Here is a 13,705-nt window from a genome sequence, read left to right as displayed (position 1 = left end):
AAAGGAGTGTTGAAATGATGGATGTTTTATCAATTGGTGAAACGATGGTCGTGTTTGCTCCGAAAGAAGTTGGTCCTATGCGTTATGCACATGACTTTACAACTCATATTGCTGGAGCAGAGACAAATACGCTTATTGGTTTAGAAAAGCTCGGCATTAAAACTGGTTGGATTAGTCAGCTTGGAAATGATGAGCTAGGATATAAAATTCTTTCATTTGTACGTGGAGAAGGTATAAATGTTGATGCAGTTCATTTAACTGATGATGCACCTACAGGATTGTTTCTAAAAGAAAAAAATCGTCAAGATCAAACACGTGTGCATTATTATAGAAAAGGTTCTGCTGCAAGTTTAATGACGACTTCAAATATTGATGAAGAATATGTAGCACAATTTAAGTATTTATATGTAACTGGAATAACACCAGCATTGAGCGAAGACTGTAAAGATACAATATTTCATTTAATATCTGTAGCAAAAAAGCTTAACTTAAAAATTATATTTGATCCTAATTTAAGACTTAAGTTATGGAATGAAGAGCAAGCTCGAGAAACGTTGTTAAACATCATTTCATTAAGCGACATTGTCTTACCAGGAATAAGCGAAGGCGCATTTCTATTTAACGAAAGGTCTGAAAAAAAGATTGCTCAGAACATCATAGCGTTAGGCGCCTCAACAGTAATCGTCAAACTTGGTAGTGAAGGCGCTTATTACGAAAATGATGAACATGTAGGATATGCGAAAGCTTCTAAAAACGTAGAAGTTGTGGACCCAGTTGGAGCTGGAGATGGGTTTGCTGCTGGATTTATAGCTGGTTATATAGACGGATTATCTTTACATGATGCTGTCGAACAAGCTTGTAATGCAGGTGCACTGGTGACGACTGTTAAAGGTGATGTTGAAGGTTTACCGAGTAAAGAAGAAATTAAACAATTAAAAAATAATATCAATACAGATGATGTTATTAGATAAGGAGCAATTTATATGGATACTTTAAATATAATAAAAGAAACTAAACTTATTGCGATTTTACGAAATGCAAAACCGGATGATGTCTTACCTATTGTGAGAACGTTATATAAAGCTGGCGTTAGAGCTATAGAAGTAACGATGAATTCACCAAAAGCTTTAGCATCAATTGATTTAATTGCTAATGAAATGAAAGGGAAAGTGGTCGTTGGAGCTGGAACAGTATTAGATGCTGAATCTGCGAGATTAGCAATATTGAGTGGTGCTACTTTTATTTTATCTCCTACCGTTAATAAAGAAACAATTAGAATGACTAAGAAATATGGTGTGGTAAGTATACCAGGTGCTTTAACCCCAACTGAAATATTAGAAGCTTATGAATATGGAGGCGATATTATTAAAGTATTCCCAACTACTACGATGGGACCAAGCTATATAAAAGATTTACAAGGACCATTGCCACATATACCGCTTTTACCAACAGGAGGCGTTGATTTAAATAATGTTGCTGATTTTATAAAAGCTGGTGCAGTTGGTGTAGGTTTAGGAAGTGCGTTAGTCAATACTAAAGTCGAGACAAGCGATGCATATTATGATGAATTAGAAAAAACAGCTCAAGCATTTTATAACAAAGTACATTTAGAAAAAGGACGTGCATAATATGAAAATAATTGATTATGAACTATTTCAAGTACCGCCTCGTTGGTTGTTCTTAAAAATCACAACTGATGAAGGATTGATAGGATGGGGAGAACCTGTTATTGAAGGTAAAGCCAGTACTGTTGGAGCAGCAGTAGATGAGTTTATGCAACAATTAATTGGTAAGAATCCATTAAATATAGAAGACCATTGGAATATGATGTATAGAAGCAGCTTTTATAGAGGTGGACCAATCTTAATGAGTGCGATTTCAGGAATTGATCAAGCTTTATGGGATATAAAAGGGAAATATTATAATGCACCTGTACATGAACTATTAGGTGGCGCATGTAGAGATTCAATGAAAGTCTATTCATGGATTGGTGGCGATAGACCTCAAGATACTTCAAATGCTGCAAAAAAAGCTTTAGAAAATGGTTTTGAAGCAATAAAAATGAATGCAACTGAAGAATTACAATATGTAGATAGTTATGGAAAAATAGATCTTGTTATAGAGCGTGTTGCGGGTATACGTGAAGCGGTTGGCAATCAATTAGGAATAGGCATTGATTTTCATGGTAGGGTACATAGACCAATGGCTAAAGTATTAGCGAAAGAATTAGAACAATTTAAACCAATGTTTATTGAAGAACCCGTATTAAGCGAAAATATAGAAGCCGTAAGAGAAATTAGTCAAACGACAACGATACCAATAGCATTAGGCGAGAGACTATTTTCAAGATGGGACTTTAAACCTATATTAGAAAGTGGTTATGTAGACATCATTCAACCAGACTTATCACATGCAGGCGGCATTACAGAATGTAAAAAAATCATTTCTATGGCAGAAGCATATGATGTAGGCGCAGCTCCACACTGTCCGCTTGGTCCTATAGCGTTAGCCTCTTGTTTACAAGTAGATGCAACTTGTCATAATGCATTTATACAAGAACAAAGCCTAGGCATTCATTACAATAAAGATAGTGATATATTAGACTATATTAAAAATAAAGAAGTATTTGAGTTTCAAGATGGCTATGTAAATATACCTAAAAAGCCAGGACTAGGCGTAGAGATTGATGAAGATCATGTTAGAGAAATGGCAAAAGTAAGCCATGACTGGCATAATCCAGTATGGAGACATAAAGATGGAAGTATCGCAGAGTGGTAAAGAGGAATATAAAAAATCACCCAATCCGAAAATGATTCCAACGGATTGGGTGATTTTTTATATTTCTAATGTATTTCTTTATATTCGTACACTTGTAATGGATTAAATTTAATTAAATAATGCTCATACCAAGTACTGATACCGTATTTCTGTTTATAGTGTTCTAAAGCTTCATCTATATATCCTTCTGATACATCTAAATAATTACTGAGCTCAAACTTATTATGCACGCCTGCTTGATATGCTTGGATGATACTTTTTAAAGGTATAATTTTCTCGAAGCCCAATCTTCTTGCTTTATGTTCAAATTTCCATTTCCATAATTCTGTTGTATCAAGTATATTTCCATAAGAAATATCATGATGGGCTAATTCTTCTCCTAGAACTTCTAACTTTTCTCTGTTAGATAAATCATCTTTCAATAAAATTAATCCATCTACATATAAACCTTTCAATTGTCGAGGAAGGTTATTTGTTTCTTTTATGACGATGTGTTCATTATTGATAAGCATTTTTTCATATCTGTTCAAATTATCCCCACCATAAGTTTTGTCTAAAATACGTTTTATTTATTTTGATGTTTTAAGAAATCAACATATTCTAAAACTTTTTTTAGTTCTTCTTCTGTTAATTCTCCATCTAAATGTGCTGCAATAGTTTCAGCAGTCGAGTTATAAGTTCTTTTAGCTTCCCCATCTAACATATAACTCACGCTAACGTTAAACAATTTAGCCATTTCTTCTATTTTTTTCATCTTTGGTGCTTTACGACCTGTTTCCCAATATGAAATGGATTGTTTTGAAACTTGTAACTCGTCCGCTAACTTTTGTTGCGTCCATCCATTCTTCGTTCTTAATAAACTAATTTGTTCAGAGAGTTTATTTTCAGACACCATAAGTTTCCCGCTCCTTATATGATTGATACTTACATTATAACTCTTGGTTATATTTTTTCAATAAAAATATCATAAATATAACTAAAAGTTATTGACGTCAACCAAAAGTTATACTATAGTGTAACCAAGGAGGTGATAGACATGGTTAAAATGAACTTCAAAACAAATAAGGTTAACTTGAATTATTCAGAAGATGAAAACAAAATTCAAATTGATCCGGATAAGGTTAAGCAGTTTGTTGCAATGATAGGAGGATTTATTGGCGCTTTATATTTAGCTTTAAATGCTTCTGGTGTTCAAGTTGAATGGTTTAATCCTCAAAAGTTAAATGCATGGATGAATGTACTCAATACAGGTATCCCAATTGTATTTGTACTCTATGGAATTTGGAAAAATACATTCATTTTAACGAATCGCTCTAGAGAACAAGAACAGTTTTTAAAACAATCAGGAAAGAAATAAAATTTGAAAGGATGATTCAATGTTAACAGCAATCAATTATTTAACTCAAAAAGGATGGGAAATATCATCAGATCCAAGAACTTATGATGAATATCCGAAACAATACGGATATAGAAATTATACGGAAGACGGTATCAATTACGATGCATTCTGCAGTGGCTATCATAGAGCTTTTGATGTATTTAATAACAAGACAAATAATATTCCAGCAGTTACAAGTGGGACAGTTATACTTAGTGAACCATTTGGTAATTTTGGTGGAACGATGGAAATTCGAGATAGCAATGGTAACGATTGGATATATGGACACATGATGAGAGATTCTTTGAAATTTTCAAAAGGAGATAAAGTCATTCAAGGAGATATGATTGGTTTACAAGGTAATACGAATTATGATGACAATCCAATGAGTGAACATTTGCATATTCAATTGCGCAAAAAAGGAGAAAATATTACAAACGAAGTCACAAGAGTGTGCAGTGGTAAGCCGATAGAAAATTATGATATTACAAAATTAAACGAAAAGTTAGATCAATCTAAAAATAAAGGAGCAGTTCAAATGAGTAGAAAAATTATGATCGTAGCAGGGCATGGATATAATGATCCAGGTGCAGTTGGAAATGGAACAAATGAAAGAGATTTTATTAGAGCTAATATTGTAGATAGAGTAGCTAACTATTTAAAACAAGCAGGAAACACAGTTGCAGTTTACGGTAAAGATCAAGATATGTATCAAGATACAGCCTATGGACAACAAATAGGTAACACGACTGATTATGGTTTGTATTGGGTTAAATCACAAGGGTATGAAATTTTTGTGGAATTTCATTTAGATTCTGCATCGGCATCAGCAACAGGAGGGCACGTTATTATACCTAGTGGATTAGCAGCAGATAATATTGACAAAGCATTGCAAGCAGCCGTACAAAAGCACGTTGGCACGATAAGAGGTATCACAGAAAGAAGTGATTTGTTACATTGCAACGTAGCAAAAGCAGAATATATCAATTATAGACTTGTAGAATTAGGATTTATTACGTCAACTAAAGATATGAACGCGATTAAAAATAATCTGAATGCATATACAAAATCATTAGCAGAAGCAATACACGGTGCAGCAATCGGAACTAACCCATCAACATATACAGTTGTTAACGGAGATACACTGTGGGGCATTAGCCAAAAAACAGGGGTAACAGTTGCAACATTAAAAAAATTAAACGGATTGACATCAGATGTGATACAAATAGGACAAGTATTAAAATTGAAATAGGAGATGTAAAAATGGAAAATAAAACAGAAAAAAATACCTTAGACATAAACATTATCCAATGACGGCCATCATTTAATAAAATTATGTAAGGTATCCTTAACACCTTTCAATATAACATAAAACCCCCGCTATCAACAAAAAGATAGCGGGGGTTTTGTTGGTAAATTATGGATAAGTATATATTGACAGAATATTACGAATTAAATATATTATTCTTAAGTAATAAAAAAGGAGGATGATACATGAAAAATGTCACTAAAATAACTGTATTTTTTATTTTCATTATCACAACTTTTTTATTCCTTAATTTTTACAAATATTATGATGATATAAAATTGCCCGGCTACAATAAAGCAATAGTTATTGAAAATTGGGATAAAAAGCACAATAAAGAAGAAATAAATAGTTTATTAGTTAAGCTTTCTAGCCAGAATAATATATCAATGATTCGAGTAAATGAGAACTATGACGATAACGCTAATACTAAATTTTTAGCTCAGTATAATTTAAAAGAGACATTTAAATTTAATCAATTACCATTTAGTCGTGAAAAGAAATATCAGTTAATTGAACCTGATAATAAAATTTTAGATAAACTAAATCTTGTAGGTACAACCTTTTTTATTAAAGATGAATTGCCTAATGAATTTTATAAAGTATTAAAAGAACATGGTGTAACAATTACAGATTATAAATTTCCAATTCATTTTATAATAGTTGAATATATAAGTAGTTATCAATTGCTCTCTACAATGATAATTTTATTAGTGATTTTATTCATAGCTATTTTATATGAACAACTTTCTTCAGTGAAGGAAATGTCAATCAAGCGAATACATGGCTATAGTACAAGAAGGATTTGTTGTTTTCAAATATATAAAACAACAAAATTCTTTATAACACAGTTCATATTTGTCACCTTAATAGTAACTGTAGCATTATACTTGTATAATCATTTAGCTCAAATTGGATATGTATTTTTCTTGTTTTTAATGTTTGCTTTAATTTTCTATAATATCTTAGTCATTATATTGTTGGTGTCTTTTTGGCTAATTTCCAAACAAACTTATCATATTGAAAAATATATAAAATATGAAGGTGTAGGAAATGGTTTTCAATATTTACCAAATATCATTAAAATAATTGTAACGCTAACATTACTAAACGTAATATCAATTTCTATACTTAACTATCTAGAAATAGTTGATAATGCTAATAGTGAAAAGTATTGGTTTAAAAATAAAGACTTGTATATAGCAGAAATTACGACTAATGAAATTGAGACGGATAAAAACCACTTTAAGCACTCAGATCAAGAAATTATAAATTTATTAAATAATATACCAGAAAAGAATTGGGTGTTAACATATCATAGGCATTACAATTGGGAAAAATCTGGAGAAGCATATGATATAAATAATGCAATATATGTTAACAAAACTTATCTTGAAAGAAATGATATTAAGATAGTAGATAGGCAAAATATTGATTACTCAAAGATTATTGCACTAATTCCTGAAAAAGGGTATAGCCAAAAAAACATCAATAAAATTAAGAAGGATATACAGAAAGAAGTTCAATTTTACGATGAAATTGATAACATACCAAATAAAGAGAAATATTTGGATATTGAAGCTCATAAAATAGAAAATAATGATAAGTTATTTAACTATAGTACAGGTGTTTATAGTAAAGAAGTTTTCTCTTATAATCCTGTTCTAATCTTGTTACCAAAAGGTTATTATCCAATTTCATTTTATAGTGCTGCTACATCACAAGGGTTATTGCTTTTTAATGACTATGATTTAATTAAAAGTAAGGCAATTAATAATCACGGTGATAGTGTGATACAAGGATTAACAAATGCTTACAGCAGTGTTTTAAAAGATATTAAGGAAATTAAACGCAATCTAATTATTTCTGTTACTACTTCCATTTTGGGAATTGTAGTTATATCATCTGTTTATTTATTTATTATTAGTGTTTATTGTGATAAAGAGAAAAAAGTTATATTTGTCAAAACGATTCATGGACATTCATTTATAAATAAACATATAACCTTTATAGTTACCAGCTTAGTTTCAACATGTGTTGCATTATTCATCGCAAATTATTTTGAAATTATAACAATTTCATTCACATTGATGTTTTTAATGATCCTATTTGAATTACTCTCTATCGTGATATTCATAAATCGATACGAATATCATTTATTGAAAGATGCGAGAAGAGGTGAGACTCAATAATGAAGAAGCTTATTTCTATTATATTGGCTAGTGTTATATTAATTTGTATAGCTTCGTTTGTTCTGAAAAATAGTGACGAAAAATTAGACTTAATAAATCCTTTAGTTAAAAGAGAGTGGAGTTATGCTGAAGTTCCTCATAGTAAGGATGCTGAACATTTAAGTAAGCAAGAACTGGTGGATATTCAAGATTATAAAGGTATAGAATCTTATAATGCAAATGGTCAGAAAAACAACTATTTATTGGACTTCAAGGGCCATAGTCCTTCTGAAAAATATGTCAAAATCGATCATAAAGGTAAATGGGTTTATTTTATTGAGTATATTAGTCAATCTGAGTATGAAAAGATGATTAAGCAATGATTCGAGTAAATAATTTAAGTAAACAATTTAATGGTATTAATTTATTTAGTGATTTGAATTTGCATGTAAATAAAGGAGAAATGGTTGCAATAACAGGTAAAAGTGGTTCTGGAAAATCTACTTTGTTAGGCTGCATGTGTGGGTTAGAAAAAATTGATAACGGGACTATTTATATTGATGGCGATGATATCACGAAGATGAATCGCAAAAAGAAGATGTTATTGTATAGAAATAAATTAGGATATTTATTTCAAAATTATGCACTTATAACACACGAAACAATAGAATATAACTTGGATGTTGTATTAGGATATAAAAAATTGAGTAAGTCTAAGAAAAAAGAATTAAAAATTGAAGTAATGAATAAAGTTGGATTAAATAAATCATTTAATACTAAAATATATACTTTAAGTGGTGGTGAACAGCAAAGAGTTGCAATTGCTAGATTACTATTAAAAGAGCCTCTTATTATTTTTGCGGATGAACCTACTGGAGTACTAGATAATGATAATAAATATAAAATATTAAGGCTTTTATCAGAATTTAAAGGTAAATCTACTATACTCATTGTAACGCATGATGAAGATGTTATGAAATGTTGTGATAGAAATATACAACTCACTAAATGATTTTTATTATAATTTAATATTAATTTCAAGAGGCTAGGACATTAATTATTGTCTTAGCCTTTATTTATAAAAATAAGATCTTTGTCTCATTCCATTTTTACATAAATTTAAACAAACAAACTGAACTATAAATACTCTGTATGGTATGATAAATGTGGTGATAAGATATGATAAAAATTGGCCTAACTGGATGGGGAGATCATGATAGTTTATACGAGGATCTTTCTAATAAAAAAGACAAATTAAAGGCATATGCTGCTCATTTTCCTATTGTAGAATTGGATGCGACTTATTATGCGATTCAACCTCAAAGAAATATTGAAAAGTGGATTCGTGAAACGCCTGAGAATTTTAAGTTTGTAGTTAAAATTCATCAAGCTTTAACTGGTCATGCTGAAGTTACTGATTTTGCTGAGGGTAAGGTAGAGTTATTTAATTTATTTAAAGATTCTATGGCACCTTTGAAAGCGGCAGGTAAGTTAGCGATGATTCTCGTTCAGTTTCCACCTTGGTTTGATTTGAAACCTCAAAATATTAATTATTTGCGATATGTTCGTGAGCAATTAAAAGATTTTGATGTATGCATTGAATTTCGTAACCGTTCTTGGTTTAGAGATGATGTAAAAGAGTATACATTGGAATTTTTAACTGAAATGAAATTTATTCATAGTATTTGTGATGAACCTCAAAGTGGAGAAGGCTCTATTCCACTTATTAATCGTATTACACACGATGTCGCTTTTGTTCGTTATCATGGCAGAAATGTTAATGGTTGGACTAAAAAAGATATGACAGATCAAGAGTGGCGTGACGTGAGATATTTATATGATTATAATGAAGATGAATTAAAAGAATTGACTCATAAAGTGAAAATATTAAACCAGAAAGCAAAGGATATTTATGTAGTATTTAATAATAATTCAGGTGGTCACGCTGCACATAATGCCAAAACTTACCAAAAATTATTAGATATAAGATATGAAGGTTTAGCGCCTAAACAACTTAAATTATTTTAGAGGTGACAGAAGTGGCATATTTAGTGTTAGTAATTATTGGTGTGTTATCTGCAATCATAGGTGCATTAGTAGGAATAGGTGGCGGTATAATTATCGTGCCATCACTTGTATACTTTGGAATTGATCACGATTTATTGTCAGGTATGACCCCACAAAGAGCAATAGGTACATCATCAGTGATCTTAATTACGACTGGTCTGACAGCTACACTGGGCTATTTGAAAACGAAGCAAGTTGATGTAAAAAATGGATTGATATTCTTAATAGGTATTATTCCTGGTGCTTTAGTTGGTGCATATTTGAGTAAGTATTTCACGTTAAATTCATTTAATTTATATTTTGGGATTTTTCTTATTTTCATTTCTATTATTTTAATGATTCGTAACCATGTGAAGCCAATTAAATATTTCCAACAAGAAAAGTATTTAAAATCATTTACAGATAGATATGGGAAAGAGCATAAATATGGAATACCGCCAGTCGCTGCGGTAGTATCAGCTTTTATTGTAGGTATTACGACAGGGCTATTTGGAATAGGTGGTGGCGCCTTAATGACACCATTGATGATTATCGTATTTAAATTCCCACCCCACGTTGCAGTAGGCACAAGTATGATGATGATTTTCTTCTCTAGTCTATCGAGTTCTGTAAGTCACGTTTGGCAAGGTAATGTTTTATGGGTACATGCAATTGTACTGATTATATCAAGTTACTTTGGTGCGAAAATTGGTGTCAGAATTAATAGTAGAATGAAATCAGATACAGTTGTTTTAATTTTAAGGATTACAATGTTAATCTTAGGTATATATTTGATTATAAAAAGTGTTTTATAAGGAGTTGAATTTGTGAAACTCACAATATTTCATACGAATGATATTCATAGCCATTTAAATACATATGCAAAAATATCTCAATATATTAAAAATGAAAGAAGCAAACTTCAACAAGATTCCTTATATATTGATATAGGTGACCATATAGATTTGTTTCATCCATTAACAGAAGCGTCACAAGGTACTGAAAATGTTAAAATATTAAATGATAGCAATGTTGATGTTGTCACGATAGGTAACAATGAAGGTATGACAATTTCTCATGATGCACTTAATCACTTGTATGATGATGCTCAGTTTGATGTAACGTGTTGTAATTTATTTGATCTTGAAGGCAATTTACCTAACCATTTAACATCTCACGTCGTTAAAGATGTGAATGGTATAAAAGTGTGTATGATAGGTCTTACAGCACCATTTAACCATATATATGAAACGTTAGACTGGAAAGTGACATCCCCATTACTTGCATTAAAAAATGAAATTGCTCAAGTTAAAGAAGACTATGATGTATTACTTGTCTTGAGCCACGTTGGAATATTTTTTGATGAGCAATTATGCCAAGAATGTCCAGAAATTGATGTTATTTTCGGAGCACACACGCATCATTATTTTGAACATGGTGAAGAAAAAAATGGTGTGCTGATGGCTGCTGCTGGTAAATACGGACACTATGTTGGACAAGTCGATTTAGAGATTGAACATCATAAAGTTATTCATAAAGAAGCTTGTATTCTCGATACAACTTTATTAGAAGAAGTGACTAATAATTATGAAGAAAAAGGTAGGGCACTCTTAAACAAGCCAATTCTAAGTAGAGAGATATCTTTACCACGACGTTTAAATAGTGCTAGCTATACAACAGATTTACTTTGTGAAAGTGTTTTAGAGTTTACAGAGGCAGATTGTGCTATCATCAATGCAGGGTTAATTGTTAAAGGTATAGCTGGAAACGAATTAACCGAATATGATGTACATCAAATGTTACCTCATCCAATTAATACAGTTTCGATTAATTTAAGAGGTGTAGAACTTAAACAAATTATTTATAAAGCGATGGAACAGTCCTATATGGATGAAGTTGCGATCGGTTTTGGGTTTAGAGGAGATATTTTTGGCGGATATGTCTTTAAAAATATCGGTTATATTGAATCTACAGGTCAATGTTTTGTTAAAGGTGAGGAAGTTCAAGATCACGAACAATATAAGTTAGGGACAATTGACATGTATACTTTTGGTAGATATTTCCCGATTTTAAAAGAAATGAATATAAATTATATCATGCCTCAATTTTTAAGAAATATTTTCGAACAAAAGTTATTACAAAGTGAAAAGAAAGTGTAAGGAGCATTTAAATTTATACGTATTTTGGTTATAATGAACGAAGATGAAAATTAATTATAGAGGGGTGTTCGCGTATATGGCTACTAAAAATGAAGAAATATTACGTAAACCAGACTGGTTAAAAATAAAGTTAAATACTAATAAGAACTACACTGGCTTAAAGAAAATGATGCGTGAAAAGAATCTTCATACTGTATGTGAAGAAGCAAAATGTCCAAATATTCACGAATGTTGGGGAGAGAGACGTACTGCTACATTTATGATTTTGGGCGCAGTGTGTACAAGAGCGTGTCGTTTCTGTGCAGTTAAAACAGGTCTGCCAAATGAACTAGACTTAGACGAACCACAACGTGTTGCAGAATCAGTTCAATTAATGAACTTAAAACACGTAGTCATTACGGCTGTTGCGAGAGATGACTTGAAAGATGCTGGTTCAAATGTTTATGCTGAAACTGTTCGTAAAGTAAGAGAATTGAATCCATATACATCTATAGAAATCTTGCCTTCAGATATGGGTGGTAGCTATGAAGCGTTAGAAACTTTGATGGATTCTAAACCAGATATTTTAAACCATAATATCGAAACAGTTAGACGATTAACACCAAGAGTTAGAGCACGTGCAAAATATGACCGTACGTTAGAATTCTTAAGACGCTCTAAAGAAATGTATCCAGATATTCCTACAAAATCAAGTTTGATGGTAGGTTTAGGCGAAACTGTTGAAGAAATATACGAAACAATGGATGATTTACGTGCAAATGATGTTGATATTATGACGATTGGACAATATTTACAACCATCTCGTAAACATTTAAATGTTCAAAAATATTATACGCCGTTAGAGTTTGGTAAATTAAGAAAAGTCGCTATGGAAAAAGGCTTCAAACATTGCCAAGCAGGACCAATGGTACGTAGTTCTTATCACGCTGACGAACAAGTTAATGAAGCAGCTAAACAAAAACATAAACTAGGTGAGCAGGCACTTAATAATTAATAAGGTGATTGAATGTTAACTAAAATAGACCATAACTATTTTGAAGTAATTAAAGATGATCAACAATCATTCAATGAAGAGCAATTTACATCACGTTATTCTGAAATTCTAGATAAATATGATTTTATTGTTGGCGATTTTGGCTATGATCAACTTCGTTTAAAAGGTTTTTATTATGATTCTAATAAAAAAAGCGACTCAAATAAGCGATTTTCAGCTATTCAAGATTATTTACTCGAGTACTGCAACTTTGGATGTAAATATTTTGTGTTAAGACGCTTAACTAAAGCAGAAATAACTAGATTAACAGCTGAAGACGCACATTTTGTAGACGAAGATAATAAATTAGATGATGTGAAAATTGAACCTACAATACAACAAAATAGTAAACAAGAGCAACACAAACAACAAGAAAACGAAGAAGTAGAAACAGTCGAAGAAGAAATCGTTGAAGAACAGCAAACATCTAAAAATACTTTAAAAGATTATTTATAAAAAAGAGCCCGGAAAAATCCGGGCTCTTTTCGTATTTATAATAAAGATAGCGTACATTTTAAATATCAATAACATCATTTAAATATTCAGTAACTTCTTCTCCTTCTTCTGGAGAAAGACCTAAGATGTGACTAATGTATCCGTCTTCTTCTAAGTCATCTCTACCAATGATTCCAAAAGTATTATTTTGAGTATTCAGTACCATTGTTTTACCGTAATGTCTGTCTGTATAGATAAGTGTTAGATCATATCTACTATGCTCACCTACAAAACCAACAAATTTTATTTTTGCTTCGTCTTCTTCATCATATAAAAACATTTCTATCATAAGTAGTTACTCCTTTATTTTAAAGCTTTCTTTAATTGTATAGTATACAG

At 31.1% G+C, this 13,705-nt stretch carries 15 protein-coding genes and 1 pseudogene; 13 read left to right on the top strand and 3 right to left on the bottom strand.

Annotation, left to right across the window (positions count from 1 at the left end):
- Window positions 1–17 precede the first annotated feature (17 nt).
- Genes LQ598_RS06330 through dgoD form a run of 3 tightly spaced genes read left to right on the top strand, consistent with a single transcriptional unit; the run spans window position 18 to window position 2,778 of the window.
- Window positions 18–971, top strand: a complete 954-nt coding sequence (locus LQ598_RS06330; protein ID WP_239745375.1) for a sugar kinase — start codon at window positions 18–20, stop codon at window positions 969–971.
- 12 nt (window positions 972–983) lie between these two features.
- Entirely contained in the window at window positions 984–1,628 is a 645-nt protein-coding gene (locus LQ598_RS06325; RefSeq protein ID WP_107556644.1) for a bifunctional 4-hydroxy-2-oxoglutarate aldolase/2-dehydro-3-deoxy-phosphogluconate aldolase, read from the top strand.
- 1 nt (window position 1,629) lies between these two features.
- The gene (gene dgoD / locus LQ598_RS06320; RefSeq protein WP_107556643.1) at window positions 1,630–2,778 is read left to right on the top strand and encodes a galactonate dehydratase; all 1,149 of its coding nucleotides are present in this window, start codon (window positions 1,630–1,632) and stop codon (window positions 2,776–2,778) included.
- Window positions 2,779–2,843: 65 nt separating this feature from the next.
- On the opposite strand, the gene LQ598_RS06315 is transcribed toward dgoD, so the two are convergent.
- Entirely contained in the window at window positions 2,844–3,308 is a 465-nt protein-coding gene (locus LQ598_RS06315) for an ImmA/IrrE family metallo-endopeptidase (protein WP_107556642.1), read from the bottom strand.
- A gap of 35 nt (window positions 3,309–3,343) precedes the next feature.
- Window positions 3,344–3,673 (bottom strand): helix-turn-helix transcriptional regulator, encoded by a 330-nt coding sequence (locus LQ598_RS06310; RefSeq protein ID WP_016911614.1) that lies wholly within the window; start codon window positions 3,671–3,673, stop codon window positions 3,344–3,346.
- A 141-nt stretch (window positions 3,674–3,814) separates the two neighbouring features.
- Between LQ598_RS06310 and LQ598_RS06305 the strand changes: the two genes are divergently transcribed.
- The 10 genes and pseudogenes from LQ598_RS06305 to LQ598_RS06260 form a co-directional block, all read left to right on the top strand.
- On the top strand, window positions 3,815–4,135 hold the full coding sequence (locus LQ598_RS06305; protein ID WP_016911615.1) for a phage holin: 321 nt from the start codon (window positions 3,815–3,817) through the stop codon (window positions 4,133–4,135).
- 19 nt (window positions 4,136–4,154) lie between these two features.
- On the top strand, window positions 4,155–5,408 hold the full coding sequence (locus LQ598_RS06300; RefSeq protein WP_239745366.1) for an N-acetylmuramoyl-L-alanine amidase: 1,254 nt from the start codon (window positions 4,155–4,157) through the stop codon (window positions 5,406–5,408).
- A gap of 242 nt (window positions 5,409–5,650) precedes the next feature.
- Window positions 5,651–7,654 (top strand): hypothetical protein, encoded by a 2,004-nt coding sequence (locus tag LQ598_RS06295; RefSeq protein ID WP_239745364.1) that lies wholly within the window; start codon window positions 5,651–5,653, stop codon window positions 7,652–7,654.
- A complete protein-coding gene (locus LQ598_RS06290) occupies window positions 7,654–8,016 on the top strand; it encodes a YxeA family protein (protein ID WP_016911619.1) in 363 nt (120 codons plus the stop codon). Before LQ598_RS06295 ends, LQ598_RS06290 begins: the two co-directional genes overlap by 1 nt.
- Window positions 8,013–8,645 carry an ATP-binding cassette domain-containing protein gene (locus LQ598_RS06285; RefSeq protein WP_239745363.1) on the top strand — a complete coding sequence of 211 codons (633 nt, stop codon included), beginning with the start codon at window positions 8,013–8,015 and terminating at the stop codon, window positions 8,643–8,645. The genes LQ598_RS06290 and LQ598_RS06285 overlap by 4 nt, the downstream gene beginning before the upstream one ends.
- Window positions 8,646–8,812: 167 nt before the next feature.
- On the top strand, window positions 8,813–9,661 hold the full coding sequence (locus tag LQ598_RS06280; protein ID WP_107556637.1) for a DUF72 domain-containing protein: 849 nt from the start codon (window positions 8,813–8,815) through the stop codon (window positions 9,659–9,661).
- An 11-nt stretch (window positions 9,662–9,672) separates the two neighbouring features.
- A complete protein-coding gene (locus LQ598_RS06275; RefSeq protein WP_107556636.1) occupies window positions 9,673–10,494 on the top strand; it encodes a sulfite exporter TauE/SafE family protein in 822 nt (273 codons plus the stop codon).
- A gap of 12 nt (window positions 10,495–10,506) precedes the next feature.
- Window positions 10,507–11,838 (top strand): bifunctional metallophosphatase/5'-nucleotidase, encoded by a 1,332-nt coding sequence (locus LQ598_RS06270; RefSeq protein ID WP_016911623.1) that lies wholly within the window; start codon window positions 10,507–10,509, stop codon window positions 11,836–11,838.
- Window positions 11,839–11,914: 76 nt separating this feature from the next.
- On the top strand, window positions 11,915–12,832 hold the full coding sequence (lipA, locus tag LQ598_RS06265; protein ID WP_016911624.1) for a lipoyl synthase: 918 nt from the start codon (window positions 11,915–11,917) through the stop codon (window positions 12,830–12,832).
- A gap of 12 nt (window positions 12,833–12,844) precedes the next feature.
- Window positions 12,845–13,210 (top strand): annotated as a pseudogene (locus LQ598_RS06260) (YutD family protein); the annotation flags it as partial.
- Window positions 13,211–13,385: 175 nt separating this feature from the next.
- Here LQ598_RS06260 and LQ598_RS06255 read toward each other — a convergent pair.
- Entirely contained in the window at window positions 13,386–13,655 is a 270-nt protein-coding gene (locus LQ598_RS06255; protein WP_016912815.1) for a DUF3055 domain-containing protein, read from the bottom strand.
- Between the last annotated feature and the right edge of the window lie 50 nt (window positions 13,656–13,705).

The sequence above is a fragment of the Mammaliicoccus sp. F-M27 genome, from assembly GCF_022387115.1.
Lineage (GTDB): Bacteria > Bacillota > Bacilli > Staphylococcales > Staphylococcaceae > Mammaliicoccus > Mammaliicoccus vitulinus.
This window is presented reverse-complemented; position numbering and strand designations above follow the sequence as displayed.

Bases quoted from the DNA above. Each gene is read 5' to 3' on its own strand.
- LQ598_RS06305 (WP_016911615.1), top strand. From the start codon at position 3,815: ATGGTTAAAATGAACTTCAAAACAAATAAGGTTAACTTGAATTATTCA.
- lipA (WP_016911624.1), top strand. From the start codon at position 11,915: ATGGCTACTAAAAATGAAGAAATATTACGTAAACCAGACTGGTTAAAA.
- LQ598_RS06300 (WP_239745366.1), top strand. From the start codon at position 4,155: ATGTTAACAGCAATCAATTATTTAACTCAAAAAGGATGGGAAATATCA.
- LQ598_RS06255 (WP_016912815.1), bottom strand. From the start codon at position 13,655: ATGATAGAAATGTTTTTATATGATGAAGAAGACGAAGCAAAAATAAAA.
- LQ598_RS06280 (WP_107556637.1), top strand. From the start codon at position 8,813: ATGATAAAAATTGGCCTAACTGGATGGGGAGATCATGATAGTTTATAC.
- LQ598_RS06295 (WP_239745364.1), top strand. From the start codon at position 5,651: ATGAAAAATGTCACTAAAATAACTGTATTTTTTATTTTCATTATCACA.
- LQ598_RS06325 (WP_107556644.1), top strand. From the start codon at position 984: ATGGATACTTTAAATATAATAAAAGAAACTAAACTTATTGCGATTTTA.
- LQ598_RS06285 (WP_239745363.1), top strand. From the start codon at position 8,013: ATGATTCGAGTAAATAATTTAAGTAAACAATTTAATGGTATTAATTTA.
- LQ598_RS06290 (WP_016911619.1), top strand. From the start codon at position 7,654: ATGAAGAAGCTTATTTCTATTATATTGGCTAGTGTTATATTAATTTGT.
- dgoD (WP_107556643.1), top strand. From the start codon at position 1,630: ATGAAAATAATTGATTATGAACTATTTCAAGTACCGCCTCGTTGGTTG.
- LQ598_RS06330 (WP_239745375.1), top strand. From the start codon at position 18: ATGGATGTTTTATCAATTGGTGAAACGATGGTCGTGTTTGCTCCGAAA.
- LQ598_RS06310 (WP_016911614.1), bottom strand. From the start codon at position 3,673: ATGGTGTCTGAAAATAAACTCTCTGAACAAATTAGTTTATTAAGAACG.